We start from the raw sequence: 26,409 nt of genomic DNA, 5'->3' as shown, positions 1-26,409 counted from the left end.
CTCAGGCCGTGCGCCCCTGGTCGAGCACGATGCAGATCTGGCCCGCGTCGATCGTCACGTCCCAGACCAGCAGCGGTTCCCAGCAGGGCTCCGCGGTGGCGCGGCCGGTGCGGATATCGAAGCGGCCGGCATGGGCGGCGCATTCCACCTCATCACCCAGCACGCGGCCCTCACCCAGATGGCCCGGCCCGTGGCTGCACGCATTCTGCGTGACGAAGAAAACGCCGCCGAGGTTGAACACCGCGAAGTCGCCCTCCGCCGTTTCCACCTTGCGGCCCTCGCCTTCCGGCACGTGGGTGGTCGGGCACAGGCGCAGCATCACTCCGCCGCCGGCCGCAGCCGCCCCGGCAGGGCGAGGCCGGTCAGGTCGCTCACGCGCGAAAAACCGCGCCGGGTGCAGAAGGCCTCAAGCCCCTCCAGCACGCCGAGCATGGCGTTCGGACTCACAAAACTTGCTGTGCCCACCTGCACCGCGCTGGCACCGGCCATCAGGAATTCAACCGCATCCTCCGCGCTGGCGATGCCGCCCACGCCAATCACCGGAATCCGCACCGCCTGCGCGCATTGCCAGACCAGGCGCAGCGCAATCGGCTTGAAGGCCGGGCCGGAAAACCCGCCCATCCCCGCGCCCAACTTCGGCGCCATCCGCTCGATGTCGATGGCGAGGCCCAGAATTGTGTTGGCCACCACCACCGCATCCGCCCCCGCCTCCTCCACCGCCCGCGCGACCGCGGCGATGTCCGCCGTGTTGGGCGACAGCTTGGCCCAGAGCGGCAGCGCGCAGGCCGCGCGCATGGCGGCGATGGCAGCGCCGGCGGAGTGCGGGTGCATGGCGAAGGCGCGGCCATCCTCCTCCAGATTGGGGCAGGAAATGTTGGCCTCGATGGCGGCCACGCCGGGTGTCGCCGCCAGCCTGGCCGCCGCTTCGGCAAAGGCCGCCACTGAATCGGCTGAGAGTGAGGCCACCAGCGGCGGCGTGAAGCGGCGCCATTCCGCCATCGCGTGCTCGCAGAAATGCGCCAGCCCCTTGCCAGGGATGCCGATGGAATTCAGCACGCCCGCCTCGGTCTCGCACAGGCGCGGCAGCGGATTGCCTTCCCGGTACTGCGGCGTGACGGATTTGGTGACCAGCGCGCCGAGCCGGTTCAAGTCAAACACCTGCGCCAGTTCCGGCCCGAAAGTGCCCGACGCCGGCATCACCGGATTGGCCAGCACCAGGCCACCGATGCGGACCGCCATGTTCACCATGCCAGCGCCGCCTGCAGGTCGAAGACCGGCCCCTCCGCGCAGACGCGCAAATTCTGCACCTGCCCATCTGGCGCCCGGATCTGCCGCACGCAGCAGAAACACATGCCGAGGCCACAGCCCATCTGCTGTTCCAGCGCGATCTGCCCGGGAATGCCATATTCGGCCGCCAGCCGTTGCAGCAGCAGGAACAGCCGGTTCGACCCGCAGGTGAACACGGCATCCGGCCGCGCCGCGCCCGCGAACTGCGCCCGCAACAACGCCTCCACCGCCGGCACCGCGCTGCTGCCGTCGCTGTCGAACACCGCGGTGATGGCGGCGCCGGACTCACCGGAAAATTCCGCGGCCATCAGGTCTTCCGGCGCCTGCGCCGACAGCACCGCCTGCACCGCGATGCCCCGCGCCGCGGCGGCTTCCGTAAGCGGCGCCAGCGTGGCGAGGCCGACGCCGCGCGCCAGGATCAGGATGCGCCGCCACCCCGGCTCCAGCCGGAACCCCTGCCCCAACGGCCCGAGCAGCGACAGCCGGTCCCCCACCCGCAGCGCCGCCAGCGCCGCCGTACCGCGGCCCTTCACATGCAGCAGGAAGCCGAGATTTCGGCCCGCCCCGCAGCGCCAGATGCTCATCGGCCGCCGCAGATAGGGGCCATTGCCTGCCCCGTCCCGGCACAACAGGTGAAAGAACTGGCCCGGATGGCTGGCGGCGGAAAGCTCGGGCGCGTCGAGCAGCAGCCGGTGGTAGCGGCGCCCGACCGGCGTACTGTCCACCACCCGCGCCGCCGCCTCCACCACCGGATGCATGCCGCGTTACCGCAGCAGGCTGCGGTTGCGCCGTGGCGTCGGCCCGCGGAAGCGCGCGGAAGGCGCCTCCCCCAGCCCGAAGCGCAGCCCGAGCCGGCGCAGCCGCGCCTTGCGCCAGGCCAGCGCCGCCAGCGCCAAATCCCCGATCGCCATGCCCTGCAAGACCGCCAGCACGTTCTGCGAGGCGTCGCCCCGCCCCGGCGCCAGCCCCGCCGCCACCAGCCCGAGATCCGGCCCCACCTTCCGCGCCAGCGCCATTTCCGTGGTCGCGCCGCTGGTGATCCAGGCCCCCAGATTGCCGCCGGGCCGGCTGAAATCGGTGCTGTCCACGAAGAACGCTCCGGCCCAGCCGAGCACATCCGCATCCACATCCGCCTGCCCCAGCGCGACCAGCGTGGCGCCCGGTTGCAGATCGGCCGCGCGGATCACCGGCGCCTCCGCGCTGCTGACGGTGATGACAAGCCCGGCCCGGGCCGCAGCCTCCGCCGGGCTGGCCGCCGGCAGCACGGCAAGGCCGCCCTTGTGGCCGGCGCAGAAGGCCTCCACCGCCTGCGCCCGCCGTGCCGCGACATGCAGCGTGGTCAGGCCCGGCAGGGCCAGGGCCAGCGCCGCCGGCAGGTGGCCCGCGATGCGGCCGGCGCCGATCACCGCCGCATCCGTCACGCCCGGCGCCACCAGCAGCTTGGCCGCCAGCGCCGCCGTGCTGGCGGTGCGCAGCGACCGCAGCCAGGACGCCTCGATCAGCGCGAGCGGCTGGCCCTTGGTGTCCGCCATCCAGAACCAGTCTCGCGCCGCCTCGCCTTCCGACAGCAGGCGGAAGCCGGCCAGCCCCGATTCCGGCAGCACGGCGCCCTTCACCCGGAACTGGGCGCCTGCCGTGGCAAGGCGCAGGCTGGGCGGGTCGGACAGCACCTGGCGGGCTTGGCCGTATTCGCGCCAGGCCTCCTCAACCGCGTCCAGCGCCTCCTCCGGAGCGACCAGCCCCTCGGCTTCGCCGGCTCGGAGGATGAGGAAATCGTCGTTGTCCATGCGGCGCCCGGCCCAGTGTGCGCCGCGATGGTGGGGCGGCGCGGGCGGAATGCCAAGGGCTTATGGGTTGCCACCTGCGCCACCCTGGGCAAGCCTGCCGGCATGGATCGTATAGCCCCCGACCTTGCCGATCTGGCCCGCCGCATCTTCGAGGACCTGCGCACGGCGGACCATGACGGCACCGGCATCACGCGGGAGACCTACAGCCTGGCCGAGACGGCCGCGATGCGGCGGATCGAGAAGCTGGCGCTGCAAGCCGGGCTGACCACGGAATGGGATGCCGCCGCCAACCTCCACATCACCCTGCCCGGCACCGACCCGTCCCTGCCCGCCGCCGCCTGCGGCTCGCACCTGGACAGCGTGCCACAAGGCGGCAATTTCGACGGCACGGCAGGGGTGATCGCCGGGCTTCTGGCGCTGCTGGGCGCGCAACGTGCAGGCCCGCGCCTGCGAACCCTGATGCTGCTGGTGCTGCGGGGGGAGGAGAGCGCCTGGTTCGGCCGGCCGTACCTCGGTTCCTCCGCCCTGTTCGGCGCCTTCGACCCGAAATGGCTCGACCTGCCCGGCCTGCAGGACTCCGCCCGGACGCTGCGCGACGCCATGGCCGGTGAGGGCGCGGATACCGCCGCCATCGCGGCCCGCCAGAAGCTGCTGGACCCCGCGAGGATTTCCCATTTCGTGGAACTGCATATCGAGCAGGGGCCGGTGATGGTGGCGCGCGGCGTGCCCGTCGGCCTCGTCTCCGGCATCCGCGGGAACTTTCGGCACCCCGCCGCCCGCTGTGTGGGGGAGGCCGCGCATTCCGGCGCGGTGCCGCGCTGGCTGCGGCGGGATGCGGTGCTGGGGGCGGCGGACCTCGCCATGCGGCTCGACGCAAGCTGGCGCACGCTGTTGGAGCGTGGCGAGGATCTGGTGATGACTTTTGGCATCTTCACCACCGACCCGCGCGAACACGCCATGACCCGCGTGCCCGGGGAGGTGCGCTTCAGCCTTGAGTATCGCAGCGAGAGCGAGGCGACGCTGGCGGATTTCCTCGAACTGGCGGAATCGGAAGCCGCTGAGATCGCGCGCGAGCGCCGCGTGCGGATCGAGCTCGGCCCAGCCGTCCGCACCCCGCCCGCCGTGATGGACCCGCGGCTGCTGGCCCTGGCGCAGCGGCTTTGCACGGAAGGCCAGATGCCGCATGAGGTGCTGGCCAGCGGCGCCGGCCATGACGCGGCGATCTTCGCCAACGCCGGCGTGCCCAGCGCCATGGTCTTCGTCCGCAACGAGCACGGCAGCCACAACCCGCGGGAGGCGATGGAGATGGATGATTTTCTCGAAGGCGCCGCGGTGCTGCAGGCCCTGCTGCTGCACGGTGCGGAGGCCGTTTCACGATGACCGGGATGGAGCAAGAGATCGGCCGCCGCACGGCGCGCATCCTGCTGGACACCGGCAGCATCCTGCTGCGGCCGGATCGGCCCTTCATGCTGTCCTCCGGCTGGGCCAGCCCGGCCTATCTCGACATGCCGCGCGCCCTGTCCTTTCCCCTGGCACGCCGCGCGCTGCTGGCAGGCGCCGAGGACCGCATCCTGGCGGAAGTCGGCTTCGATGGCTTCGACGCGGTGGCGGCCACCGAGCAGGGCGGCATCGCCATCGGCGCCATGCTGGCCGAACGTTTTCATCTCCCCTTCGTCACTGTCCGCAAGCGGGCGCAGGGTTTCGGCGCGGACGCGCATATCGAAGGCGCGCTGCGGCCCGGCGCGCGCACGCTGCTGGTCAGCGATGTCACCACCGATGGCCGCAGCAAGGCCGGCTATTCCCGCGCCCTGACGCGGGCGGGGGCGGAGGTCACGCAAATCTTCGTGCTGTTCAAATGGGGCATCTTCGACCGCGTCGTGACCGACATCGCCGATGTCGGTGCGAAGTTGTTCGCGCTGGCCACCTGGGAAGACGTGCTGCCCGAGGCCGAAGCCCGCGCCGCCCTGCCGCCCGCGGCGCTGGCCGAGCTGCGCCGCTACCTGGCCGACCCCTTCGCTTGGTCCGCCGCCCATGGCGGGCTGGCGGCGCCGGGTTAGGTCAGGCGGCCAGTTCCACGCCGGAGACGACGATCAGAGCGCCGCAGCGCAACGTCTCCCGCAAGGCGGTCCAGGCCATCGCCATTTCCGCCAGCGGTGCCGGCGCCAGACTCACGGTGAGCCTTGCGCCAGATGGCATCTCCAGCACCGGGCTGCCATGCAGCACGGCCAGCGCCGCACCGAGCGCGGCCTGGGCTGCCAATTCGTCCCCATCCTCCGCCGTCAGCAGGTAGATCAGCTCCAGCCCCAGGCCGGGCCGGGCGGCGCGGGTGCCGTCCGGGTCGAAGCCGAGCGGCCGGTTATTGGCCAGCCGTGCATCCGGGCGCAGATGCAGCAGCCGCAGCGCAATACCCTCCGCCCCCTCCGCCGGGGAGAGCATGACCGGGCGCGAAGGCTGCACCCGGTCCCGCAGCAGCGCCACCAGCGCGGCGGAGGCCTCGGCGATGGAGGTGGTCTTGTCCTGGCCTGTCATCGCCCTGTCTCCGCCGTACTGTGGGATGCTGTCTGGATCAGCGACGCATGCGGACGTGGCGCAGTTCCAGATCCTCATTCGCCCGCAGCGGCAGTTCCGCCACCGTGTCGCGCACGGCGAAGATCTGCGGCTCCTGGTGCAGCGGGATCATCGGCAGCAGTTCCTGGAACCGCGCCCAGTACTGGCCCGCCAGGTCCTGCCGCTTCGCCTGGTCCGTCTCCACCGCGATCTGGCGCAGCAATTCGGCCATGCGGTCATCCTGGAAGCCGCCCCAGTTGAAGGACCCCTCGCCCAGCAATTCGCGGCCCGGATTGGTGATGTCGAAATTCCCGGGCGTCCAGCCGAGCAGGTAGAACATGTATTCCTTGTTCGCGCCGCGTTGCAGGAAGCGGCCGAAGGGAATGCTCTCCAGCCGCGCCTGGATGCCGACGCGCTGCAACATGCCGACGGCGGCCTGGCAGATCGCCTCGTCATTCACGTAGCGGTTGTTCGGGCAGCTCAGCGTGATGGCGAAGCCGTTCGGGAAGCCGGCTTCCGTCAGCAGGCGGCGCGCGGCGGCGGCATCGAAGGGCAGGCGCTGGTTCTGCGCCTCGACGAAGCCGCTGATGGCGGTGCCGATCGGCAGGCCGGAGGCGACGGTGGCGTTGCGCAGGATCACCCGCGTGATCGTGCCCATGTCGATCGCCTGGTACATGGCACGGCGCACGCGCACGTCGCGCAGCGGGTTCGGCGTGCCCGGCGCATCGGCATTCTCGGCGCGGTTCACGTCGAAGGCGAAGTAGATGGTGCGCGCCGTGGGGCCCTGGATCAGCCGCAGGCCCTGCGCCTGGGATACGCGCGGCACATCCTGCAACGGCACATGGTACATCGCGTCCAATTCGCGCGACAGGATGGCGGCGACGCGGGTCGGCGCGCTGGCCACCGGGCGGAACACGGCGCGGGTGATGCCGTGCTGCGCCTGGTCCCACCAATCCGGATTCGGCACCAGCACGGTGCGCTCATCCGCCAGGCGCTCCGTCACCCGGAAGGGGCCGGTGCCATTGGCGTTGAGCTGCGGGAAGGTGCTTGTCGCACCCGGCTGGCCGGCGCGCGCCACGGCCATGGCGTTGTTCGCCTCGATCCACACCTTGGACGTGATGAAGAACAGCGTCAGATCCTGCAACAGGATCGGGTTCGGGCCGCGCGTCTCGAATTCCACCGTGTGGTCGTCGATGGCCCGCACCGCGGCGACCGACTGCACGACATAGGCCATGTCGTTCTGCTTCACACGCTCCGCCGCGTGCACCACGTCGGCGGCCGTGAAGGCCTCGCCGCCATGAAACTTCACGTTGCGGCGCAGGTGGAAGCGCCAGGTGGTGGGGGAGGTCATCTCCCACCGCTCGGCCAGGGCCGGGGAGAGCGCGCCATTCGGCTCGCGCCGCACCAGCGGCTCATACACGTTGGACTTCATGGCGTTGGTGACGCCATGGTTGTTGGCGTGCGGGTCGAGGCCGAGGATGTCGTTGGCGGTCGCCCAGGTGAAGGTGGCGGCCTGCGCGGCTGGCGCGGCGGCCAGCATCGGGCCGGTGATCAGCGCACCGAACGCCAGCGCGCCGAGGGCGCCGCGCAGCGTCATGCGGGTGGTTGTACGCAACATTGTGCCTTTGTTCCCTGTCTTGGCAGGGCGGCAGGATGGGCGAGCCACCCGCATTCTGTCCAGCGCATCACTGTTGCCGCGATGCAGCATCGCAGGGGGGTTCAGCCCGGCGATCGGTCCAGGAAGCGCTGCATCACCTTTTGGGACGCGCCGTCACTGAACGCCTCCCGGTGCAGGCGGCGGGCGGCGGCGAAGGTGTCGTCGAAGCCGGGCTGAGTCACCTCCCGGAACCGCTGCTTGTTCAGGCGGAAGGCGAGCTTCGGCTTGGCCGCCAGCTCGGCGGCGATGCGCAGCGCGGTGGGGCGCACCTGATCCGCCGGCACCAGATGGTGCAGCAGGCCCAGGCGGTGGCATTCCTCCGCCTCCATCATCCGGCCGGTCAGCACCAGTTCCGTCGCGCGCGACAGGCCGAGCATCTCGCGGATGATCCAGAAGCCGGTGGCGCTGACGATGCCGGAATTGATCTCCGGCTGGCCCATCTTCGACCCGGCATGGCCGACGCGGATGTCGCACAGCAGCGCGACCTGGAAGGCGGATCCGGCGGCCAGGCCGTTCAGCGCGCAGACCATCGGCTTGTCGAAGGCGCGGATGGCGCCGTACAGCGCGCGCCATTCCTCGATCCAGCCCTCGGCGCGGTCGCCGTCGAAATTCTTGCCCTCGTTCAGATCCTGGCCGGCGCAGAAGGCGCGCTCGCCGGTCCCGGTCAGCACCACGGCCTGCACCTCCGCATCCGCTGCGGCGTCCGCCAGCAGCGCCAGCAGCCGCGCGCGCATCGGCGCGTCCCAGGCGTTCAGGCGCTTCGGGCGGTTCAGGGTGATGATGCGGAGGCCGGATTCGGTGGTGGCCAGCACATGGTCTTCGGCGGTCTCGGACATGTTGCTCCTGCCTGGCGGCGGCGTTACCCAAGCGGATAGCCGCAATCAGGGTGCGATCAAAGTGTCCGAGGGCTTTCTTGAATTGCTGCGGGCGGCGGTGGCGGCGGAGCCGGAGCGCGTCTTCGCCCGCACGGCGGAGGCCACGCTGACGCTTTCGGCCCTGGATGCGGACAGCGATGCGCTGGCCGCCGGGCTGCGCGCGCGCGGCGTGGCGCGGGGGGACAGGGTGGCGGCGGTGCTGCCGAATGCGCTCGAATCCCTGGCTCTGATCTTTGGCATGGCCAAGGCCGGCATCGTCTGGGTGCCGCTGAACCCGCAGCAGACCGGCGCCGGCTTGCAGCACATCCTGTCCCTGACCCGGCCCAGGCTGGTGCTGCGGGAGGGTGAGGCCGCGGGGCTGCGCGCCCCCGGCGGCTTCCACGAGGCGCCGCCCGGGCCGGCGGAGGATTTCGCCATCTGCACCACCTCCGGCACCACCGGCCCGCCCAAGGGCGTCCGCGTCTCCCACCGCATGCTGCGCCTGGCGGGCGAGGGCGTGGCACTGGTGGCGGATGCGCGGGATGGCGATGTGATGTTCATGTGGGAACCGCTGCACCATATCGGCGGCGTGCAGATGGTGGTGCTGCCGCTGCTGCGGCGCGCGGTGCTGCATCTGGTGCCGCGCTTCAGCGCCAGCCGCTTCTGGGGCGAGGTCATCGCCGCGGGCGCCACGCATCTGCACTATCTCGGCGGCATATTGCAGATCCTGCTGAAGCAGGACCCCTCGCCGGCGGAGCGCGCCCACAACATCCGCACCGCCTGGGGCGGCGGCTGCCCGGCGGAGCTTTGGCCCCAGGTGCAGGCACGCTTCGGCATGGCGCTGCGCGAATGCTACGGCATGACGGAGGCGTCCTCCTTCTCCACCTTCAATGCGGATGGAACGCCGGGCTCGGTTGGCCGCGCCATGCCGTGGTTCGAGGTTTCGGTGGTGGACGAGGCGGCCCAGGCGCTGCCGCCCGGCATCCGGGGCGAGATCGTGGTCCGCGCCAGGGAGAGGCTGGCGCTGACCCAGGGCTACCTCGACAACCCGGAAGCCACGGCGAAGGCGCTGCGCGACGGCGCGCTGCATACCGGCGATTCCGGCAGCCTCGATGCCGCCGGCAATCTGTTCTTTCACGGCCGCATGACCGACAGCGTGCGGGTGCGGGGGGAGAATGTGGCGGCGTGGGAGGTGGAGACCATCGCGAGCCAGCACCCCGACGTGGCCGATTGCGCCATGATCGGTGTCGCCGCCGAGATCGGCGAGCAAGAGATCAAGCTGTTCCTGCAACCGCGCGCGGGCGCCACACTGGATCTGGCCGCCTTCGATGCCTGGCTCGCCCCGCGCCTCGCGCGCTACCAGCGCCCCCGCTACCTGGCGCTGGTGCAGGAATTCCCGCGCACGCCGAGCCAGCGCATCCAGAAATTTGCGCTACCGACCGGCAAGGGGGATGGCCTCGACACGCGCAGCTGACCGCAAAGCGAAGAAATTAAAAAAGGCTTATCGTTTTTGCGTTCACTGTCGGATCGATCCTGTTGTCGCGCGATCGTGATGTGGCGCGGTGGAGCAACCCGAGCCCGATACGGCACGTTCCTGCCATCATGCCGCAGTGCCGCATGCGCGCTGCCATCTGCAGGAATGCAATCGATGACTGAGCGTGAATTAGACCAGAAAATGGCGGAATTGGACCGCCTGCTGAATGACCCCGAAACGCGCATGGACCCGCACAAGGTCTGGGCGCTTCTGGCGGAGATCAGCCGGCAGACCATGTCCTCGGCCATCGCCCCGGGCCGTTCCGGCGGCATGGGTTCGGCGACGCGCGCGGCGTAGCCGTCAGGCCTTCCGCGCCGCGATCAGGAATTCGCGGTTGCCTTCCGGCCCCAGCAGCGGGCTGGCCTCGACGCCCAGCACCCGCCAGCCGGGCAATTCGCCCCACCAGTGGCGGATGCCGGCGCAGACGCTGTCATGCACCCGAGCATCCCGCACCACGCCGCCCTTGGCGACATTCGGCCCGACCTCGAATTGCGGCTTTATCAGCGCCACGGCCCAGCCGCCCGGCGCGACAAGCCCGAGCGAGGCGGGCAGGACGGTCCGCAGGCCGATGAAGCTGGCATCGCAGACCACGGCGTCCGGCGCTTCGGGGATGTTGGTCGTGTCGATGTAGCGGGCATTGGTCCGCTCCATCACCACCACCCGCGGGTCGTTTCGCAGCTTCCAGGCGAGCTGGCCGTGCCCGACATCCACGGCAAACACCTTCGCCGCGCCATTGTGCAGCAGCACATCGGTGAAGCCGCCGGTGGAGGCGCCGACATCCAGCGCGGTGATCCCGGCGCAATCCAGCCGAAAATGCGCGATGGCATGGGCCAGCTTCACCCCGCCGCGGGATACCCAGGGATGGTCCTGGCCGCGCACCTCAAGCGGCTGGCCCTCCTTGATGAAATCGCCGGCCTTGGTGACCCGCGCCTCGCCGGAGAACACCTTGCCGGCCAGGATCAGCGCCTGCGCCCGCGTGCGGCTTTCCGCCAGGCCCCGATCCACCAGGGCCTGGTCCGCGCGCTGCTTCGGGGTGCCGCCCATCAGGCGGCGAAACGCGTGAGGGCGGTGCGGTCCACGGTAATGCCCAGCCCCGGCCCCTGCGGCACCCGCACGACGCCGCCGGCAAAACCGATCGGCTCCGCCAGCAGCGCGTCCCGCACCGGGTGCGGGGAGCGGTCCAGCTCCAGCAGCGGCGGGCGGGGGAACAGGCCAGGCGGGTTGTCCGGGATCACCGCCAGCAGGTGCAGGGACGCGGCCAGCGCCACGCCGGTGCCCCAGACATGGGGGTTGATCCGCACGCCGAAGGCATTGGCCATGTCCGCGATCTTCTTCAGTTCGGATATGCCGCCACAGGCCGCCACATCGGGCTGCAGGATATCCGCCACGCGCCGCGTGATCATGTCCCGGAAGCCCCAGCGGGTGAAGCTCGCCTCCCCGCCCGCGACCGGAATCGGCTGGCCGCGCTTCACCTCCAGATAGCCGTCGAGGTCCTCCGGCTGCACCGGCTCCTCGAACCAGCCGATGTCGCAATCGGCGACGGCGCGGCCGAAGGCGATGGCGGCCGGCACGTCATAGGCATGGTTGCAATCCACCAGCAGCCCGACGTTCGGGCCGATGGCGTGCCGAAAATCCTTCGTCAGCGCGATATCCTCTGCCAGGCTCCAGCCCGTCTTCAGCTTGAGGATGGAAAAGCCATCCTCCAGCCGCGCTTCCGCTTCCTCCGTCAGATAGCCAAGATGGTCGGGGCGTTCGCGGCGGTAGAAGCCGGTGGCATAGGCCTGCACCTCGGTCCGCAGCGGCCCGCCCAGCAGCTTGTGCACCGGCAGGCCGAGCGCCTGGCCGGCAATGTCCCACAACGCGATGTCGAGTGCCGAGATCGCCTCGATCACCAGGCCGCGCTGACCGTGGTCGCGCAGCCGGTTGTACATCGCCTGCCACAGCGCCTCTCGCGCCATGGCGTCCTGGCCGACCAGCAGGGGGGCGAGCCAGGCGCAGATCGGCGCGGTCAGCTCCGGCGGCCCGAAGGCCTCGCCCCAGCCGACGATCCCGTCCTCCGTCACCACCTCCACCAGCATGGCCCCGCGCCGGCGGTACCAGGCCTGGGAATAGGCGAAGGGCTCCGCCAGATCCGCCATCAGCACATGCGGCGTGACGGAGCGGATGCGGGTGGCGCGCATCAGGCGCGCGCCGGCTCGGCCTTGGCGTGCTCCATGCCCAGCGCGGCCTGTGCGGTGGCGACGATGTGCCGCGCGTTCAGCCCGGCGTGGTCGTACTGCACCTTCGGCGCGGCGTGGTCGATGAAGGTGTCCGGCAGCACCATCGGCCGGAATTTCGTCTGCCCGTCCAGCAGGCCCTTCCACAGCAGATGATGCGCGACAAGGCTGCCGAAGCCGCCGACGGAGCCTTCCTCGATGGTGATCAGCACCTCATGGTGCCGGGCCAGCTGCTCCACCAGTGCGGTATCCAGCGGCTTGGCGAAGCGGGCATCGGCCACGGTGCAGGACAGGCCCTGCGCCGCCAGCTCATCCGCCGCCTTCATGCATTCGGCGAGCCTGGCGCCATAGGACAGGATGGCGACCGTATTGCCCTCCCGCAGCACCCGCCCACGGCCGAGTTCCAGCGGCGTGCCGCGTGCCGGCAGGACCAGGCCGAGGCCCTCGCCGCGCGGGTAGCGGAAGCCACTCGGCCGGTCGTCGATCTGCGCGGCGGTGGCCACCATGTGCATGAGCTCCACCTCATCGGCGGCCGCCATCAGCACCATGTTCGGCAGGCAGCCGAGATAGGCGATGTCGAAGCTGCCGGCATGGGTGGCGCCATCCGCCCCCACCAGCCCGGCGCGATCCATGGCGAAGCGCACCGGCAGGGATTGCAGCGCCACGTCATGCACCACCTGGTCGTAGGCACGCTGGAGGAAGGTGGAATAGATCGCGACGAAGGGCTTCAGCCCCTCCGTCGCCATGCCGGCGGCGAAGGTAACCGCGTGCTGTTCGGCGATGCCCACATCGAAGCAGCGCTTCGGGTATTTCTTGGCGAAGGCATCCAGCCCGGTGCCCGCGGGCATCGCCGCGTTGATGGAAACCACACGCTCGTCGGCGTCTGCCTCCGCGATCAGGGCGTTCGAAAAGACCTTGGTGTAGCTGGGGGGGCCGGGCGGGGCCTTGGCCTGTTCGCCGGTGATGACGTTGAATTTCTGGACGCCGTGATACTTGTCGGCGCTCGCCTCGGCCGGGGCGTAGCCCTTGCCCTTCTGCGTGACGACATGCAGCAGGATCGGCTGGTCTTCCTCCGCATCGCGCAGGTTCCGCAGCACCGGCAGCAGATGGTCCAGATCGTGGCCGTCGATCGGGCCGACGTAATAGAAGCCCATTTCCTCGAACAATGTGCCGCCGGTCAGCAGGCCGCGGGCGAATTCCTCCGCCCGGCGCGCGGTGCGCTCGATCGGGCGGGGGAAGCGCTTGGCCAGCCGCCCCATCAGGTCGCGCACGGACAGGAAGGGGCGGGAGGAGATCAGCCGCGACAGATAGGCCGACATCGCACCCACGGGCGGCGCGATCGACATGTCGTTGTCGTTCAGGATGACGATCAGCCGCGCCTTGGCCGCGCCGGCATTGTTCATCGCCTCATAGGCCATGCCGGCGGACATGGAGCCATCGCCGATCACGGCGATGACGTGCCGCTCATCGCCCTTCAGCTCGCGGGCCATCGCCATGCCGAGGCCGGCGGAGATGGAGGTGGAGGAATGCGCCGCGCCGAACGGATCGTATTCGGATTCCGACCGCCGGGTGAAGCCGGACAGGCCGCCTTCCACCCGCAGGGTGCGGATGCGGTCGCGACGGCCGGTAAGGATTTTGTGCGGGTAGGCCTGGTGGCCGACATCCCAGATCAGCCGGTCGCGCGGCGTCTCGAACACCGCATGCACCGCGACGGTCAGTTCCACCACGCCGAGCGAGGCGCCCAGATGCCCGCCGGTCTGGCTGACGGCGTCGATCGTCTCGGCGCGCAACTCCTCCGCCAGTTGCTTGAGCTGCTCCCCCGAATAGTTGCGGAGATCGGCCGGTGTGCGGACGCGATCGAGCAGCGGGGTCACGGGGGGCGCCATGGTTGTCAGCTCTTCCTCTCGATGGTGTAGGCAGCCAGATCCCGCAACAGGTCGGCACGATCACCGAAGCTGTCCAGATGGTCCCGTGCCTGGGCCACCAGCCGTTCCGCTTGCATGCGGGCCCTCTCCAGCCCCAGCAGGCCGAGCAGCGTGGCCTTGCCGGCTTCCGCGTCCTTGCCGGTGCGCTTCCCGGTTTCCGCCGCGCTGGCGGTCGCGTCCAGTAGATCATCCGCGATCTGGAACGCCGCGCCGATATCGCGCCCGAAGGCGGCCAAAGCATGGCGCTGGGCGGAGGGCGCCTTGCCGAGGATGGCGCCGGCTTCCGCCGAGAATTCGATCAGCCGCCCGGTCTTGAGCAATTGCAGCCTTCCAACCTGGACCTCGTCCAATGGTTCCGCCGCGGATTCGGCCAGCATGTCCAGCATCTGCCCGCCGCACATGCCGCGCGCGCCGGCGGCCTTGGCCAAGCAGCGCACCAGCTCGATCCGCACGGCGGTATCGGCATGGGTTTCCTCATCCGCCAGCACCCCGAAGGCCATCGCCTGCAGCGCATCCCCGGCGATGATGGCGGTGGCCTCGTCGAAGGCCTTGTGCACGGTGGGCTTGCCGCGGCGAAGGTCGTCATCATCCATCGCCGGCAGATCGTCATGCACCAGCGAATAGGCGTGCAGCATCTCGATGGAAGCCGCGACACGCAGGGCAGCCTGGCGGGAGACGCCGAATTGCCGCGCGCCCTCCAGCACCAGGAAGCCGCGCAGCCGCTTGCCGCCGCCGATCACGGCGTAGCGCATGGCCGCCAGCAAGGGCGCCTCCGGCCCTTCGGCCTGGGGCAGGATATGGTCGAGGGTGGCGTCGATCTCGGTGGCGGCCTGGGCGAGCGCGGTTCGCAGCGGGGACATCGGGGCGGTATCGGGCATCAGGCCATGTCACGCAGGCTGGCGGCGGTGCCGGGGGGCGATTCGACGATGGCCTGCACCTTCGCCTCCGCCTCCGCCAGCTTGGACTCACAATGGCGGCGCAATTGGGCGCCGCGTTCATAGGCTGCCACCGCTTCCTCCAGCTTGCCCTTGCCCGATTCCAGGTCTTTCACAATCCCCTCCAGCTCCGCCAGCGCCTCCTCGAAGGAAAGGGAGGCAACGGGCCTTGCCGTGTCAGGCTGAGTTGACATCAGACTTGTCTTCCATGGGAAGGGTAAATGTGGTGGCCGGTTGAACCGCGCCTGTAAAACCCACCATCAGGCGCGCATCAAGGCCCGCACATGGGCCGCCGTGGAAAGCGCCAGCGCCTCCAGATCGTAGCCGCCTTCCAGCAGACTCACCAGCCGCCCGCCGCAATGCAGATCTGCCAGGGCGCAGAGCTTTTCCGTCAGCCAGGCGAAATCCGCCTCCCGCACCCGGAGCTGCGCTAGCGGGTCGCTGGCATGGGCGTCAAATCCGGCGGACACGACGATGAGGTCGGGGGCGAAACTGTCAAGCGCGGGTAACAGCGTGTCCTGCCAGGCAGCCCGGAAGGCAGCGCCATCGGCGCCGGGCGGCAGGGTGGCGTTGAAGATGTTGCCGACGCCGGTTTCCTGCACATCGCCGGTGCCAGGATAGCACGGCCATTGATGGCTGCTGGCGAAGAACAGGGTGGCCTCGGCCTCGAAGCAGGCCTGGGTGCCGTTGCCGTGATGGACATCGAAATCCACCACCGCCACGCGGGTCAGGCCATGCGCCGCCTGGGCGTGCCGCGCCGCCACCGCCGCATTGGCGAACAGACAAAAACCCATCGGCCGGTTCGGTTCGGCATGGTGGCCGGGCGGGCGGGTGGCGCAGAAGACGCGCCGCACCTCCCCACTGCAGACCGCATCCACCGCGGCCACCGCGGCACCGGCGGCGCGCAAGGCGGCCTCGGCGCTGCCCGCGCTCATCAGCGTGTCGCCATCCAGCGCCACACGCTCCTCGCCTTCCGGCCTGATGCCGATGATGGCGTCCACATAGCCGGCGGGGTGCACCCGCAGCAGTTGCTCCACCGTGGCCAGCGGCGCCTCCGCCCGGATCAGCTCGGTGAACTCCCCGGCATCGAGGGCGCGCAGCACCGCGCGCAGCCGGTCCGGGCATTCCGGATGACCCTCCCCGGGGTCATGGCGCAGGCAGGCGAGGTGGGTGAACAGCAGCACGCTCATGGGTCGGCATCGGCCTTCGGGGCTGGGTCTTCGCGCTTCCGCAGGGTGAAGCGGAACTGGCCCTTATCCTCGGAGAAACCGACCAGCGCGTGCCCGGTTTCCGCGGCATAGGCGCGGAAATCCTTCACGCTGGCCGGGTCCGTCGCCAGTACCACCAGCCGCGCGCCGGCAGGCAGCGACCGCAGCGCCTTGTTCGCCTTCAGCACCGGCAGGGGGCAGGTCAGGCCCTGGACATCCAACAGCGTTTCGCTCATCCGCTGAATCCACCACCGCGCGGCCGAAAGGGCAAGCGCGCTTGCCGCGCGGGCCGGCGGGCGCCAATTTGCCTGGCATGAACTGGCGCATCGGCATCGATCTCGGCGGCACCAAGGTGGAGGTGGCGGCGCTGGACCCCGGCGGCACGCTGCGCCTGCGCCGCCGGCTGCCCACGCCCCCCACCTACCCCGAAACGGTGCAGCGCATCGCGGAGATGGTGGCGACGGCGGAGGCCGAAATCGGCGCGACAGCCACCATCGGCTGCGGCATCCCCGGCAGCGTCAGCCCCGCCACCGGCCTGATCCGCGGCGCCAATTCCACCTTCCTCAATGGCCAGCCCCTCGCCGCCGACCTCGCCGCCCGCATCGGCCGCCCCGTGCGCCTGTCCAACGACGCCAACTGCCTCGCGATGAGCGAATTCCACGACACGCCGGGCAGCGGCTTCGCGGTGATCCTCGGCACCGGGGTCGGCGGCGGGCTGGTGCTGAACGGCCGCTTGGTTGAAGGGCGCAACCGGGTGGCTGGCGAATGGGGCCACACCCCCTTGCCCTGGATGACCGCCACCGAATTCCCCGGCCCCGCCTGCTGGTGCGGCCAGCGCGGCTGCATCGAGACCTTTCTGTGCGGCCCGGCCCTGGCGGCGGATGCGGATGGCCCCGGCGCGCGCGATGCCGCTGGCCTGCCCGCCCGCGCCGCCGCCGGCGATGCGGTGGCGCAGGCGGCGCTGGACCGGCATGTGGACCGGCTGGCGCGGGCGCTGGCGGGCGTGATCAACCTGCTGGACCCGGAGGTGATCGTGCTCGGCGGCGGCCTGTCCAACATGGCGCATCTGTATGAGGCGCTGCCCCGCCTGATTCCGCGCCACGTCTTCTCCGACACCTGCACCACCCCGGTGGTCCAGGCCCGGCACGGCGACAGTTCCGGCGTGCTCGGAGCGGCGCGGCTGTGGTGACGCGCCAGGCGATCGCGGACCTGCTTATGGCCGGCGCGGTGGCGCTGATGCTGGTGGCGATGTGGCATCTGCTGCACGCCATGGTCTCAGGGTTTCACGCGGTGCGCGCCGGGCATGGCGGTGCCTGGCTGCTGTGGGATGCGCAGCGCTTCCACGATGCCAGCCGCGCCCCGCCGGCCGCCCAGCCACATGTGCGGGCGGTGACGGCCCGCTTCCGCCGCCTGTGGCCTTGGATGCTGGCGGCGATGGCGCTGGCCATTCCGGCGGCGATCCTGGCGCCCGCCTGATGCCCGCGCCCTGATGCCCGCCCTCTGCCGGGATTGCCTGGCCCGCGACCCGCCCGGCGCCACCTGCCCGGCCTGCGGCAGCCGGCGCATCATCCGCCACGATGCGCTGTTCGACCTGCACATCGCGCACATCGACTGCGACGCCTTCTACGCCAGCATCGAGAAGCGCGACCGCCCCGAATTGCTCGCCCGCCCCGTGATCGTCGGCGGCGGGCGCCGCGGCGTGGTGGCGGCCGCCTGCTACATCGCCCGCACCAGCGGCGTGCGCAGCGCCATGCCGATGTTCAAGGCCCTCGCCGCCTGCCCGGATGCCGTGGTGATCAAGCCGGACATGGCCAAATACGTCGCCGTGGCGCGCGAGATGCGGGAGATGATGGAGGCGCTGACCCCCCTGGTGCAGCCGCTTTCGATCGATGAGGCGGTGCTGGACCTCTCGGGCACGGAGGCGCTGCACCGCGCCCCGCCGGCCGTGGTGCTGGCCCGCTTCGCGCGGGCGGTGGAACAGCGCCTCCGCATAACCGTCTCCATCGGCCTGGCGCCCAACCGCCTACTGGCGAAGCTGACGGCGGAACGCGACAAGCCGCGCGGCTTCGCGGTGCTGGGGGCGGAGGCGGCGGAATGGCTGGCCCCGCAACCCGTGGGGCTGCTGCCCGGGGTGGGGCCGGCGCTGGCGAAGAAACTCGGCGCCGCCGGCTTCACCCGGCTCGGCCAATTGGCGGCGCTGGAGGTGCGGGAGGCCGCGCGGCGCTTCGGCGAGGACGGCCCCAGCCTGGTGGCCCGCGCCCGCGGCGAGGATACGCGCCGCGTGGACCCGGCGCGGGCTGTGAAAAGCATCTCCGCCGAGACCACCTTCGACACTGATCTGCGGAGCCTGGCGGAGCTGGAAGTGCCGCTGTGGCGGCTGTGCGAGAAGCTCGGCCGGCGGCTTTCGGAAAAAGGGCTGGCGGCGGCGGGGGTGGTGCTGAAGCTGAAGACGGCGAATTTCGAAAGCCGCACCCGGACCGTGCGCCTCGGCCGGCCGACGAAACTGCCCGAGATGCTGTTCCGCGCGGCCCAGCCGATGCTGGCCAAGGAGGCGACGGGAGCGGCGTTTCGCCTGATTGGCGTGGGGTCTCAGCCGCTAGCGCCGGGGGATGCGGCGGATCTACCCGATCTGGCGGACCCGGATGCGGCGCGCAGGGCGGACAGGTGGGCGGCGGTGGAGAAGGTGCGGGCGCGGTTTGGCGCGGACGCGGTGATCAGCGGACGGACACTCGGAGGCCGGCGCCGCGATAAGGACTAGCCCGCTCTCAACCGGGCTGCCGCCAGGATCGAGCGACTGAACCAGAGGGCGATTGTCGTGGCATTGCCAATAACGCCAAGTCATCGACATTACGTTCTGGGATTATTTTCACGATGCTTGGAGGCTTTAGCCGGGGTGTAGAAGTCAGGCCTCGGTTAAATCATCCTGTACCCCAAATCCATGCAAAATTTTCTCGACGAAACGGTATGGGGCAGGGCCAAGCATTTATGAATTCCGCGTCGCATGCCTCGCCCCTGCCGCCTCGCGAGATCACATCGCGGCAGGGTGCTGTGCAGATCCTCGGCGATTTGGGCTGGAAGGTTCTGCAGGAGGATCCAGCGCCGAGCGCACCGGTGCAGACCGACCTGGTGCTGGCGCATCCGGCCTATGGGGTGGCTCTACTCGACCTTGAACCGCGCCCTGCCGCCGCCGCGCCTGTGCAGAGACTTCGCGCGAGGCTGCGGGCCATCGGCTTCCGTAGGTTCTGCCCTGGCGGCCTGCCGGTCATCCACTTGACGCTGAGCGAGCGTGACATGTGGCGCCTGCTGCTGACGCTCGACCATGCCTTTGCCAAGGAGCCGGCGATTGCGCAGACGGGCGATCGGCAAGGGCTGCGCTGGATGGGCCAGGTGCGACAGGCCCTGTTGCCCGAATCTGCCGCCCTGCAGCCCGACGCTGTGGAGGAGCCGCCGGCGCAAGCGACCGCACAGCCCGCAGATGCCCCGCCCGCCGATGTCGCCGCCGAGATCGTCGCGCTGCTCTCGGGCGCGGATGAGCATGTGGCACCGCCGCCGCCCCCGCCGCCGCAGCGCGCGCGGTCCTACCGGCTTCTCGTGCCGATCTCGGGGCTTTCGCTCCTGGCCCTCGGCGTGGCTGGCGCCTGGCTCTATGCGCCGCCCACCACACCGCTGCCGACCGCGGCCGGCATGGCGTTGGCTTCCCAACCTTCGGCGGCTGCGCCCGCCATCGGGTTTCAGGCCGAAGCGCCACCGCGTGACGAGCCTCGTCTTGCCCTGACGGCCGAGTCCCAGGCCGCGGCCGGGTCGGGTGCGTCAACGCCGGGCGACCTGGTCTTCCGCCAGGCCCATACAGTCGGAGAGACACAGCCGGACGCCTCCCCGACAGCCGATGGCGCCGAGGTGGCGGCCGCGGCAGCGCCGCTGCCCGTTCCATGGATCGGCTTCAGCGAAGCAGCCGTGACCGCAGCGGCGGAGGAGGTCCTTGATCCGCCGCTGCTGATCGTTCCGACTGCGGCTTCCCCAAGGCCCGCCGACCCGGCCCCGAGCGGTGCGGACACGCCTGATCAGGCTGCCCAAGTGGCAGAGGCTGCGACGCCACCACTTTTCGCAGAGCAAGCCGCGGAAGAAGTCGCCGCCGCACCCATGCCCTTGGTGCTTTCTCCCACCCCCTCCGGCAGTGCGGCCACGGACGCCGATGCCGTGATGCAGGCTGGGCTTGCCGCTGAACCCGCCCCCACCATGGCGGCGGAGGCCGTTGCGCCGCCGCCTTCTCCACCGATGGCAGAGCCGGAGGTGACGCCACCCTCCGTGAATCCTGTCGCGGCAGAGGGCGACGTTGCGCCTGCCCCGCCCTCAACCGGGGCAGAGTCGCCGACCGTGGCGCTGCCAGCGGCCCCTGACACGATCGAGACCCTGGCGGGTCCGGCGGAGAGTTCCCCGGCAGCCGGCGCCGAAGCCGTGGAACCGTCGCCGCTGGCGGATATGCCGCTGGCGGAGATGCCTGTGACGGAACACGCCGAAGCCGTCGCGCCGCCCACCCCCAGCAGCGGGCCGGCACCAGCCCTACCGGAGGACGTGGCTGCAAGCCCGCCCGCGGCGCCCGTGGTGGCAGATATTCCGGACGAGGCCGTCCCCTTCGCGCCGGAGCTGGCGGGGCTTGCGCCGCCCAGCGTGGCGGCACCTGAATCGCCTGGCCCGCAGTCGGCCGCGCCCCTGGCGGCCGAACCCCCCGCCCCGGCCCCGCCAGCCGAGGCTGCGCCGCCGCAGCCCACGGCCCTGGTGCCCGAGCCTGTGCCACCCGCCCCCGTCGCAGCGCCCCGCGAGGAGCCGCCCTTTCCCCCGAAGGCCGGCAAGCCGGGCACGCCATGGCCCGCCGCGCAGGCCAAGCCGCGCGTAGCGCCGCCGCCTGCGCCCGATCACGTGGCACCGGTGCCCGCACCCTCGGCGATCCCACCGCCGGTGACGTCTGAACCCGTGGTCGCCATGCCAGCGCCACCCGCCCCCGCGGACGCGCCAGCCGAGGCGCCGGCACCCGCGGACTCGGCACCCGCGGACTCGGCACCGGCGGATCCGGCACCGGCTGATCCGGCACCGGCGGAAGCCACCGCCCCGATCCCCGAGCCACCCGCCGCACCGGCCGTCAGCGCGGTGCCAGCTCCGGCACCCAGCCAGGCGCGCGACCCGCCCCCCGCCGAGGCGGCGCCGCAACCCGTCGCGCGGCTTGATCCGGCGGTTGTGGCGCTGCTGATTTCACGTGGGAATGAGATGCTGGCGCGCGGCGATATCTCCGCCGCCCGGCTGCTCTATGCCCGCGCCGCCAGCGCCGGCAGCGCCGCCGCCGCCACCGCCATGGGCCGCAGCTTCGACGCGGCGGTGCTGGACGGGCTTGGCGTGCGCGGCATCCGCCCGGATCCGGAGCAGGCCGCCCACTGGTATCGCCGCGCCCGCGAACTCGGCACCGCGCGGCCATGAGGGCCACGTGACACCCCCCAAGGCAGGAGTTTTGGAATGACCGGCATTTTCGGGATCGGCCTGGCGCGGCGCAACCTGCTGCTGGGGCTGGCGGGCGGGCTGGTAGCGCCCGCCGCCCTGGCGCAGCCGATGCCGGGCAATTCCGTCGCGCGGCTCAACGCCATGTCGGCGCGCGCCAATGCCGGCACGGTCGGGCTGATCGCCGGCGGGGTGGACGGCACCTATATCCGCATCGCGGCGGATCTGGCGGCGGTGCTGGACGATGGCGACCGGGTGCGGGTGATCGCGATGATCGGCCGCGGGTCCGTGCAGAACATCGCCGACATCATGGTGCTGCGCGGGGTGGACCTCGGCATCGTGCAGTCCGACGTGCTGGCCTTCGCGCAGCGCGAGAGCCTGTTCCCCTCCGTCGAACGGCTGATCCAGTATGTCTGCAAGCTGTATGACGAGGAGATCCATATCCTCGCCCGCCCGGGCATCGAGAGCGTGCGGGACCTGGCGGGCCAGCCGGTGAATGTGGATTTGCGCGGCAGCGGCACGGCGATGACCGCCTCCCTCGTGCTCGGCGCGCTGGGGATCCAGGTGCAGGAGCAGAACGCGCAGCAGGATGTGGCGCTGGAGCGGTTGCGGCGCGGGGAGATTGCGGCGCTGGTCTATGTGGCCGGCAAGCCGGCGCGGCTGTTCACCGGCATCCGCCCGGATGAGGGGCTGCGCCTGCTGCCGCTGCCGGCCGAGGCGGCGCTGCTGGAGACCTACCTGCCTGCCCGCTTCACCCAGGCCGACTACCCGGCCCTGGTGCCGGAAGGCGGGATCGACACCATCGCGGTGGGCGCGGTGCTGGCCGCCTATGCTTGGCCCTCGGGGTCCGAGCGCCACCGCAAGGTGTCCCGCTTCATCGCCGCGCTGAACGCCAATTTCGACGCCTTCCTGCGCCCGCCGCGGCACCCGAAATGGCGCGAAGTGAACCTCTCGGCGACGGTGCCGGGGTGGACGCGGTTCGAGGCGGGGCCGGGGTAGACTCGAAAGATCTTGCTGCTGACCAACTGGGGCATAATTTCAGCCCAGATGGTCGGAGGCTTGGCGCCATGCTCACCAATTACGATGCGAAGGCGGTGGCCGAGCTGATGGGCATCGCCTTTGTGCGTGACGCGGAGACTGCGGGCCCGGATGCGGGCGCGGAGGGGGATTTCGTCATCACCTCTGCGACGCCACCATGCAGGTGGTCGAGGCCTGGGCGGACCGCACGCTGGTGGCTTTCGGTACCCCCGGTCGCAGGAGCAACTTGCTGTCCGGCCAGCGCACCGTCTCCCTCCCCTCCCCCGCCCTGATCGAGAAGGCGGTGGAACGCGGGCTGCCGCGGCAGGCGCTGCGGCAGGTGGCGGAGAGCTTGGCCGGCGGCGACAAGGCCCGGGCGGCGTGCCTGGAATGGGGCGTGGTGCCGAAGACGACTCTGGAACGCCGAATGACGCAGCTTTCGCCCCAGGAAAGCGAGCGGACGGAACGGGTGGCGCGGCTGTTCGTCCATGCCCGGCGTGCGCTGGGGACGGAGGCGGAGGCGCGGGAGTTCATGACCGCGCCACACCCCGCGCTGGACGGGCGCAGCCCGGTGGATGCGGCGCGCAGCGACCTCGGCACGCGGCGGACGGAACAGGTTCTGAACGCTCTGGAATACGGGCTGGCGCTGTAGCCGCGTGCGGCTTTGGCGCATCGTGACCGGGCCGCACCCGATCTGGTCGGGTGAGGGCGCGAGGCTGTTGGGGCAGCGCTGGAATCCCCCCGGAATGGCCGCGATCTACACCGGCACCAGCTTTGCGCTGTGCCTGGTGGAGGTGCTGGTCCACGCCAACCGGAAGTCTCCGCCGAGTGCGGCGCGCTGCGTGGTGGCGGAGGTGCGGGAGGGGGTTTCGCGGGAGCGGTTCGACCCGGGGCAGCATCCGGGGTGGGATGATCCGTTTGAGACCTCGGTGGCGCCGGCGTTCGGCGGGGCGTGGCTGCGGGAGGGAAGGTCGGCGCTGCTGATCGTGCCGGCGGTGGTGACGGGCGGGCGGGGTGAGAATGTGGTGGTGAATCCGGGGCATCCGGATTCTTCCCGAATTGTGGTGGCAGTGGAGGAGGCGGTGGTGATGGATCCACGGATTTTTGGCAGGTGAAGGAAGACTTCACCCCGACCTGGCAGCCTCTGAACCGCTCGGTATCGCGTGATTTCCCGATCATCAGCTGGGAAGGAGCACGTCATCCACCGAGCGTCCACTCAAGGCGAAACTTCCAGTTGACAGACTCGCCGCTGGTTGACATATATCGATAATCGCCCATCCCAGCGCCGAAGGTGTGCCAGATGCCGGATAAGCAGTTTCCATGGGAGTACCATCCCGATCTCACGGCTGAGCGGCTAACAATCGTCGGCAGTCTGATCGCTGACGGTCGCGAGCGTGCCGTAGAGCTCTTTGATGAGGCGGCTGGTGATAGCAACTGGACACTCGGAACTCGGGCGTTCGAGTTCGGGCGAAAGCGCATAATCTGGGCGGCCGAGAGCGGTAGCCACCCCTGGCTTAATGTTATTGACCCATCGCTTCAGCTGATATTTCTAGTTGGGCAAATTCCCATCCGAATTTACAAGGGCGACGCGGAAGATCCAACGCCACGGACGCTGCGTCAGCCTTACAGTGAGCTTCGGCAGCTGAGCCTCCTTTTTCCAGGGCATGACGAGGGAGGCGATCTGGCCTATCGATTCGCGGTAGAGACAGACTTTGACGGAAGCGTGCTTGCTGTAAAATTCGTTGGTCTCCGGAACGAAACGGCCATTCTTAATTGGCAGGTCCCGATCGATCGCGAAACTATTGCTCTAGGCTCTCTGGGCCGACCTGCGACCGAAGCAGTTGAGCTTGCGCCACCAACGGTGGAGGTTCGACGTGCCGCCGCCAGAAAGAAGGGCACTTAACCCTAGCATATTTATACGCACTTGAGACTAGGACTTTACAATGAGCGGAAAGCATTCTTTCCAGGGCGAGCGGCTACGCTTGGCGCGAGTCGCTCAGGGGTTGACGCTGGACGAGCTGGGCGGACGTGTTGGCGCAACCCGACAGTATCTGAATCAAATTGAGCAGGGAACAAAAATTCCAACAGAAGAGATGGGCGAGGCCTTGGCGGCAGCGTTGGGCGTAACACCCATCTTTTTTGCCCTCCCATTCCGAAATGGAATTCGCCCCGAGCAGTGCCATTTCCGCAAACAGCGTACAACGCCGGTCTCCGTGGTTAGTCAGGTTCTTGCTCGGGGAACGGTGCTAGAAGGTTTTGTGTCTGCTCTTGATCTTGAAGTTAATCTTCCAGAGGTGTCCTTTCCTGAATCACAGGCGGCAGATATATCCGATGCTGAAGACGCCGCGCTGGAGGCTCGCCGTCACTGGGGCTTAGGCTCAGGGCCTATCTCAAACATGATGCGTGTTGTCGAAAACGCCGGAGCTGTTGTTAGCTTTTTTGGAGGCGTATCCGAAAGAGTTGATGCACTCTCTATCGACCGTAATCGTCCCATGATTATTCGAAGCGAGGCGAAGCCATCCGCCTGCCGGCTCCGCTTCGATCTAGCTCACGAAGCGGGGCATTTGATAATGCATCGCGGCATCGAGACTGGCGACAAAGTAACTGAGGATCAAGCCAATCGGTTCGCCAGCGCTTTTCTGCTGCCTCGCGCGCAGTTTATTCATGAATTCCCACGAGGTCGGTTCCTAAATTGGCCTGCTATTTTTGGTCTGAAGCTACGCTGGAAAGTGGCTGCTGCGGCAATCATCCGACGTGCATTTGACCTGAGAATTATCACTGCTGATCAATATCGCACAGGCCACATCCACCTAAGCAAGACTGGGCAGAAAAAGATGGAAAACCTCGATGATGTTATTCCGCTCGAGCTGCCCGAACTTCTCCCCGCCGCACTAGCCAAACTTGAAGAAGCGTACCCGGGGTCTGTACGTCGCATGGCTTCCGAGATCGGGCTGGAAGATGGGATGTTCTTTAATGTTTCCGGTCTGCAGCTGCCTGCGCTCAAAGAGCATTCGAGCAACGTAGTCCAATTACACAGGCATTAGCCTATGCGCCCGAAGCCATCATCGCTTTAATTTATTGATGACCCCCGAAAAGTCCTTCCCCCCACCCCCCTCCTCCACAAACCGCCGGTACACTTCCAGCGCCTTCTCCCCTACCGGCAACTCCACCCCCGCCGCCTGCGCCGCCCCCACCGCCAGCCCCAGATCCTTCAGCATCAGGCTCGCCGCAAACCCCGGCGCGTAGCCCCTGTTCGCCGGGCTCCCCGGCACCGGCCCCGGCACCGGGCAATAGGTCGTCAGGCTCCAGCTCTGCCCGGAAGACTGGGAGGCCACATCGAACAGCGCCTGGTGCGAAAGCCCCAGCTTCTCAGCCAGTATGAAGGCCTCGCAGGTCACCAGCATGGTCGCCGCCAGCATCATGTTGTTGCAGGCCTTGGCCGCCTGCCCCGCCCCCGCCGCGCCGCAATGAATCGCCGTGCGCCCCATCACCCGCAGCAGCGGCTCCACCGCCGCGAAGGCGGCCACGTCGCCGCCGACCATGAAGGTCAGCGTCCCGGCCTCCGCCCCCATCACCCCGCCGGAGACCGGCGCATCCAGGAAGGCGCGGCCGCTTTCCGCCGCCAGGGCGCGGGCCGTCGCCACGTCGATGGTGGAGCAATCCACCAGCACCGCATCCGCTGGCGCCGCCGCCGCCACGCCGCCGGTGCCCAGCAGCGCGTCCCGCACCTGTGGCCCGGCGGGCAGCATGGTGAAGATGAACGCGGCCCCGCGCGCCGCCGCCGCCGCACTCTCCGCCGGCAGGGCGCCGGGCACCGCTTCCATGGCGGAGGGGGCCAGGTCGAACACCGCCACCGCGTGCCCCGCCTGCACCAGGTTGCGTGCCATCGGCGCCCCCATATTGCCGAGGCCGATGAAGCCGATGCGCGCCATGGCGGCGTTCCCCTTTCTGAATC

Annotated in this window: 28 protein-coding genes; 13 read left to right on the top strand and 15 right to left on the bottom strand. The window is 69.7% G+C overall.

Annotated features, from left to right (window positions below; translation table 11 throughout):
• Position 1: 1 nt before the first annotated feature.
• Genes ACFHNC_RS15645 through ACFHNC_RS15630 form a run of 4 tightly spaced genes read right to left on the bottom strand, consistent with a single transcriptional unit; the run spans position 2 to position 3,074 of the window.
• Positions 2-319: a non-heme iron oxygenase ferredoxin subunit gene (locus tag ACFHNC_RS15645; RefSeq protein WP_437170158.1), complete on the bottom strand. Its 318-nt coding sequence runs from the start codon at positions 317-319 to the stop codon at positions 2-4.
• Positions 319-1,248: a dihydroorotate dehydrogenase gene (locus ACFHNC_RS15640; RefSeq protein ID WP_437170157.1), complete on the bottom strand. Its 930-nt coding sequence runs from the start codon at positions 1,246-1,248 to the stop codon at positions 319-321. The genes ACFHNC_RS15645 and ACFHNC_RS15640 overlap by 1 nt, the downstream gene beginning before the upstream one ends.
• Positions 1,242-2,045 (bottom strand): dihydroorotate dehydrogenase electron transfer subunit, encoded by an 804-nt coding sequence (locus ACFHNC_RS15635; protein ID WP_437170156.1) that lies wholly within the window; start codon positions 2,043-2,045, stop codon positions 1,242-1,244. The genes ACFHNC_RS15640 and ACFHNC_RS15635 overlap by 7 nt, the downstream gene beginning before the upstream one ends.
• Before the next feature lie 6 nt (positions 2,046-2,051).
• Positions 2,052-3,074, bottom strand: coding sequence for a hypothetical protein (locus tag ACFHNC_RS15630; RefSeq protein ID WP_437170155.1), 1,023 nt, complete (start codon positions 3,072-3,074; stop codon positions 2,052-2,054).
• 102 nt (positions 3,075-3,176) lie between these two features.
• On the opposite strand from ACFHNC_RS15630, the gene ACFHNC_RS15625 reads away from it, so the two are divergent.
• Together ACFHNC_RS15625 and ACFHNC_RS15620 are read left to right on the top strand one after the other, a co-directional pair.
• Positions 3,177-4,454, top strand: a complete 1,278-nt coding sequence (locus ACFHNC_RS15625) for a Zn-dependent hydrolase (RefSeq protein WP_437170154.1) — start codon at positions 3,177-3,179, stop codon at positions 4,452-4,454.
• The gene (locus ACFHNC_RS15620) at positions 4,451-5,131 is read left to right on the top strand and encodes an orotate phosphoribosyltransferase (protein WP_437170153.1); all 681 of its coding nucleotides are present in this window, start codon (positions 4,451-4,453) and stop codon (positions 5,129-5,131) included. Before ACFHNC_RS15625 ends, ACFHNC_RS15620 begins: the two co-directional genes overlap by 4 nt.
• Before the next feature lies 1 nt (position 5,132).
• Here ACFHNC_RS15620 and ACFHNC_RS15615 read toward each other — a convergent pair whose 3' ends face one another.
• The 3 genes from ACFHNC_RS15615 to ACFHNC_RS15605 form a co-directional block, all read right to left on the bottom strand.
• Positions 5,133-5,603 carry a Pvc16 family protein gene (locus tag ACFHNC_RS15615; RefSeq protein ID WP_437170152.1) on the bottom strand — a complete coding sequence of 157 codons (471 nt, stop codon included), beginning with the start codon at positions 5,601-5,603 and terminating at the stop codon, positions 5,133-5,135.
• A gap of 37 nt (positions 5,604-5,640) precedes the next feature.
• A complete protein-coding gene (locus ACFHNC_RS15610; protein WP_437170151.1) occupies positions 5,641-7,239 on the bottom strand; it encodes an ABC transporter substrate-binding protein in 1,599 nt (532 codons plus the stop codon).
• A gap of 101 nt (positions 7,240-7,340) precedes the next feature.
• On the bottom strand, positions 7,341-8,114 hold the full coding sequence (locus ACFHNC_RS15605; RefSeq protein ID WP_437170150.1) for an enoyl-CoA hydratase/isomerase family protein: 774 nt from the start codon (positions 8,112-8,114) through the stop codon (positions 7,341-7,343).
• Between the two features lie 61 nt (positions 8,115-8,175).
• Here ACFHNC_RS15605 and ACFHNC_RS15600 point away from each other — a divergent pair, with 61 nt between their 5' ends.
• Entirely contained in the window at positions 8,176-9,606 is a 1,431-nt protein-coding gene (locus ACFHNC_RS15600) for a class I adenylate-forming enzyme family protein (RefSeq protein WP_437170149.1), read from the top strand.
• Positions 9,607-9,780: 174 nt separating this feature from the next.
• Positions 9,781-9,963 (top strand): hypothetical protein, encoded by a 183-nt coding sequence (locus ACFHNC_RS15595; RefSeq protein ID WP_437170148.1) that lies wholly within the window; start codon positions 9,781-9,783, stop codon positions 9,961-9,963.
• 3 nt (positions 9,964-9,966) lie between these two features.
• Here the strand turns inward: ACFHNC_RS15595 and ACFHNC_RS15590 are convergent, their stop codons facing one another.
• The 7 genes from ACFHNC_RS15590 to ACFHNC_RS15560 form a co-directional block, all read right to left on the bottom strand.
• Complete coding sequence (locus ACFHNC_RS15590) at positions 9,967-10,710, bottom strand: TlyA family RNA methyltransferase (protein WP_437170147.1); 744 nt, start codon at positions 10,708-10,710, stop codon at positions 9,967-9,969.
• Positions 10,710-11,846, bottom strand: a complete 1,137-nt coding sequence (locus ACFHNC_RS15585; RefSeq protein WP_437170146.1) for a mandelate racemase/muconate lactonizing enzyme family protein — start codon at positions 11,844-11,846, stop codon at positions 10,710-10,712. Before ACFHNC_RS15585 ends, ACFHNC_RS15590 begins: the two co-directional genes overlap by 1 nt.
• The gene (gene dxs, locus ACFHNC_RS15580; RefSeq protein WP_437170145.1) at positions 11,846-13,768 is read right to left on the bottom strand and encodes a 1-deoxy-D-xylulose-5-phosphate synthase; all 1,923 of its coding nucleotides are present in this window, start codon (positions 13,766-13,768) and stop codon (positions 11,846-11,848) included. The genes ACFHNC_RS15585 and dxs overlap by 1 nt, the downstream gene beginning before the upstream one ends.
• A 5-nt stretch (positions 13,769-13,773) precedes the next feature.
• Positions 13,774-14,685 carry a polyprenyl synthetase family protein gene (locus ACFHNC_RS15575; protein ID WP_437170144.1) on the bottom strand — a complete coding sequence of 304 codons (912 nt, stop codon included), beginning with the start codon at positions 14,683-14,685 and terminating at the stop codon, positions 13,774-13,776.
• Positions 14,685-14,936, bottom strand: a complete 252-nt coding sequence (locus tag ACFHNC_RS15570) for an exodeoxyribonuclease VII small subunit (RefSeq protein WP_437170143.1) — start codon at positions 14,934-14,936, stop codon at positions 14,685-14,687. The genes ACFHNC_RS15575 and ACFHNC_RS15570 overlap by 1 nt, the downstream gene beginning before the upstream one ends.
• A gap of 66 nt (positions 14,937-15,002) precedes the next feature.
• The gene (locus tag ACFHNC_RS15565) at positions 15,003-15,932 is read right to left on the bottom strand and encodes a histone deacetylase family protein (protein WP_437170142.1); all 930 of its coding nucleotides are present in this window, start codon (positions 15,930-15,932) and stop codon (positions 15,003-15,005) included.
• Entirely contained in the window at positions 15,929-16,186 is a 258-nt protein-coding gene (locus ACFHNC_RS15560) for a sulfurtransferase TusA family protein (protein WP_437170141.1), read from the bottom strand. The genes ACFHNC_RS15565 and ACFHNC_RS15560 overlap by 4 nt, the downstream gene beginning before the upstream one ends.
• Before the next feature lie 77 nt (positions 16,187-16,263).
• Between ACFHNC_RS15560 and ACFHNC_RS15555 the strand changes: the two genes are divergently transcribed.
• From ACFHNC_RS15555 to ACFHNC_RS15515, 9 genes are all read left to right on the top strand, one after another.
• Positions 16,264-17,139 carry an ROK family protein gene (locus ACFHNC_RS15555; RefSeq protein WP_437170140.1) on the top strand — a complete coding sequence of 292 codons (876 nt, stop codon included), beginning with the start codon at positions 16,264-16,266 and terminating at the stop codon, positions 17,137-17,139.
• Positions 17,136-17,426 (top strand): hypothetical protein, encoded by a 291-nt coding sequence (locus tag ACFHNC_RS15550; RefSeq protein ID WP_437170139.1) that lies wholly within the window; start codon positions 17,136-17,138, stop codon positions 17,424-17,426. Before ACFHNC_RS15555 ends, ACFHNC_RS15550 begins: the two co-directional genes overlap by 4 nt.
• 13 nt (positions 17,427-17,439) lie before the next feature.
• Positions 17,440-18,708 carry a DNA polymerase IV gene (locus tag ACFHNC_RS15545; protein WP_437170138.1) on the top strand — a complete coding sequence of 423 codons (1,269 nt, stop codon included), beginning with the start codon at positions 17,440-17,442 and terminating at the stop codon, positions 18,706-18,708.
• Positions 18,709-18,998: 290 nt separating this feature from the next.
• Positions 18,999-21,419, top strand: a complete 2,421-nt coding sequence (locus ACFHNC_RS15540; protein WP_437170137.1) for a hypothetical protein — start codon at positions 18,999-19,001, stop codon at positions 21,417-21,419.
• A gap of 36 nt (positions 21,420-21,455) precedes the next feature.
• Positions 21,456-22,436, top strand: coding sequence for a TAXI family TRAP transporter solute-binding subunit (locus ACFHNC_RS15535; RefSeq protein ID WP_437170136.1), 981 nt, complete (start codon positions 21,456-21,458; stop codon positions 22,434-22,436).
• A 196-nt stretch (positions 22,437-22,632) separates the two neighbouring features.
• On the top strand, positions 22,633-23,106 hold the full coding sequence (locus ACFHNC_RS15530; protein WP_437170135.1) for an antitoxin Xre/MbcA/ParS toxin-binding domain-containing protein: 474 nt from the start codon (positions 22,633-22,635) through the stop codon (positions 23,104-23,106).
• 4 nt (positions 23,107-23,110) lie between these two features.
• Positions 23,111-23,569, top strand: a complete 459-nt coding sequence (locus ACFHNC_RS15525; RefSeq protein ID WP_437170134.1) for an RES family NAD+ phosphorylase — start codon at positions 23,111-23,113, stop codon at positions 23,567-23,569.
• A gap of 185 nt (positions 23,570-23,754) precedes the next feature.
• Positions 23,755-24,357, top strand: coding sequence for a hypothetical protein (locus tag ACFHNC_RS15520; RefSeq protein ID WP_437170133.1), 603 nt, complete (start codon positions 23,755-23,757; stop codon positions 24,355-24,357).
• Between the two features lie 40 nt (positions 24,358-24,397).
• Positions 24,398-25,498: a helix-turn-helix domain-containing protein gene (locus tag ACFHNC_RS15515; protein ID WP_437170132.1), complete on the top strand. Its 1,101-nt coding sequence runs from the start codon at positions 24,398-24,400 to the stop codon at positions 25,496-25,498.
• Positions 25,499-25,516: 18 nt separating this feature from the next.
• On the opposite strand, the gene mmsB is transcribed toward ACFHNC_RS15515, so the two are convergent.
• Positions 25,517-26,386 (bottom strand): 3-hydroxyisobutyrate dehydrogenase, encoded by an 870-nt coding sequence (gene mmsB, locus ACFHNC_RS15510; protein WP_437170131.1) that lies wholly within the window; start codon positions 26,384-26,386, stop codon positions 25,517-25,519.
• Positions 26,387-26,409 lie beyond the last annotated feature (23 nt).

The sequence above is a fragment of the Falsiroseomonas sp. E2-1-a4 genome, assembly GCF_051433165.1.
In the GTDB taxonomy this organism is placed as follows: domain Bacteria; phylum Pseudomonadota; class Alphaproteobacteria; order Acetobacterales; family Acetobacteraceae; genus Falsiroseomonas.
This window is presented reverse-complemented; position numbering and strand designations above follow the sequence as displayed.

Excerpts from the sequence above, each read along its gene's own strand:
- ACFHNC_RS15565 (WP_437170142.1), bottom strand. The coding sequence starts at position 15,932 with ATGAGCGTGCTGCTGTTCACCCACCTCGCCTGCCTGCGCCATGACCCC.
- ACFHNC_RS15585 (WP_437170146.1), bottom strand. The coding sequence starts at position 11,846 with ATGCGCGCCACCCGCATCCGCTCCGTCACGCCGCATGTGCTGATGGCG.
- ACFHNC_RS15520 (WP_437170133.1), top strand. The coding sequence starts at position 23,755 with ATGCCGGATAAGCAGTTTCCATGGGAGTACCATCCCGATCTCACGGCT.
- ACFHNC_RS15595 (WP_437170148.1), top strand. The coding sequence starts at position 9,781 with ATGACTGAGCGTGAATTAGACCAGAAAATGGCGGAATTGGACCGCCTG.
- ACFHNC_RS15515 (WP_437170132.1), top strand. The coding sequence starts at position 24,398 with ATGAGCGGAAAGCATTCTTTCCAGGGCGAGCGGCTACGCTTGGCGCGA.
- ACFHNC_RS15645 (WP_437170158.1), bottom strand. The coding sequence starts at position 319 with ATGCTGCGCCTGTGCCCGACCACCCACGTGCCGGAAGGCGAGGGCCGC.
- ACFHNC_RS15615 (WP_437170152.1), bottom strand. The coding sequence starts at position 5,603 with ATGACAGGCCAGGACAAGACCACCTCCATCGCCGAGGCCTCCGCCGCG.
- ACFHNC_RS15575 (WP_437170144.1), bottom strand. The coding sequence starts at position 14,685 with ATGCCCGATACCGCCCCGATGTCCCCGCTGCGAACCGCGCTCGCCCAG.
- ACFHNC_RS15635 (WP_437170156.1), bottom strand. The coding sequence starts at position 2,045 with ATGCATCCGGTGGTGGAGGCGGCGGCGCGGGTGGTGGACAGTACGCCG.
- ACFHNC_RS15630 (WP_437170155.1), bottom strand. The coding sequence starts at position 3,074 with ATGGACAACGACGATTTCCTCATCCTCCGAGCCGGCGAAGCCGAGGGG.
- ACFHNC_RS15555 (WP_437170140.1), top strand. The coding sequence starts at position 16,264 with ATGAACTGGCGCATCGGCATCGATCTCGGCGGCACCAAGGTGGAGGTG.
- mmsB (WP_437170131.1), bottom strand. The coding sequence starts at position 26,386 with ATGGCGCGCATCGGCTTCATCGGCCTCGGCAATATGGGGGCGCCGATG.
- ACFHNC_RS15545 (WP_437170138.1), top strand. The coding sequence starts at position 17,440 with ATGCCCGCCCTCTGCCGGGATTGCCTGGCCCGCGACCCGCCCGGCGCC.
- dxs (WP_437170145.1), bottom strand. The coding sequence starts at position 13,768 with ATGGCGCCCCCCGTGACCCCGCTGCTCGATCGCGTCCGCACACCGGCC.
- ACFHNC_RS15570 (WP_437170143.1), bottom strand. The coding sequence starts at position 14,936 with ATGTCAACTCAGCCTGACACGGCAAGGCCCGTTGCCTCCCTTTCCTTC.
- ACFHNC_RS15620 (WP_437170153.1), top strand. The coding sequence starts at position 4,451 with ATGACCGGGATGGAGCAAGAGATCGGCCGCCGCACGGCGCGCATCCTG.
- ACFHNC_RS15605 (WP_437170150.1), bottom strand. The coding sequence starts at position 8,114 with ATGTCCGAGACCGCCGAAGACCATGTGCTGGCCACCACCGAATCCGGC.
- ACFHNC_RS15560 (WP_437170141.1), bottom strand. The coding sequence starts at position 16,186 with ATGAGCGAAACGCTGTTGGATGTCCAGGGCCTGACCTGCCCCCTGCCG.
- ACFHNC_RS15610 (WP_437170151.1), bottom strand. The coding sequence starts at position 7,239 with ATGTTGCGTACAACCACCCGCATGACGCTGCGCGGCGCCCTCGGCGCG.
- ACFHNC_RS15590 (WP_437170147.1), bottom strand. The coding sequence starts at position 10,710 with ATGGGCGGCACCCCGAAGCAGCGCGCGGACCAGGCCCTGGTGGATCGG.
- ACFHNC_RS15625 (WP_437170154.1), top strand. The coding sequence starts at position 3,177 with ATGGATCGTATAGCCCCCGACCTTGCCGATCTGGCCCGCCGCATCTTC.
- ACFHNC_RS15640 (WP_437170157.1), bottom strand. The coding sequence starts at position 1,248 with ATGGTGAACATGGCGGTCCGCATCGGTGGCCTGGTGCTGGCCAATCCG.
- ACFHNC_RS15535 (WP_437170136.1), top strand. The coding sequence starts at position 21,456 with ATGACCGGCATTTTCGGGATCGGCCTGGCGCGGCGCAACCTGCTGCTG.
- ACFHNC_RS15530 (WP_437170135.1), top strand. The coding sequence starts at position 22,633 with ATGCAGGTGGTCGAGGCCTGGGCGGACCGCACGCTGGTGGCTTTCGGT.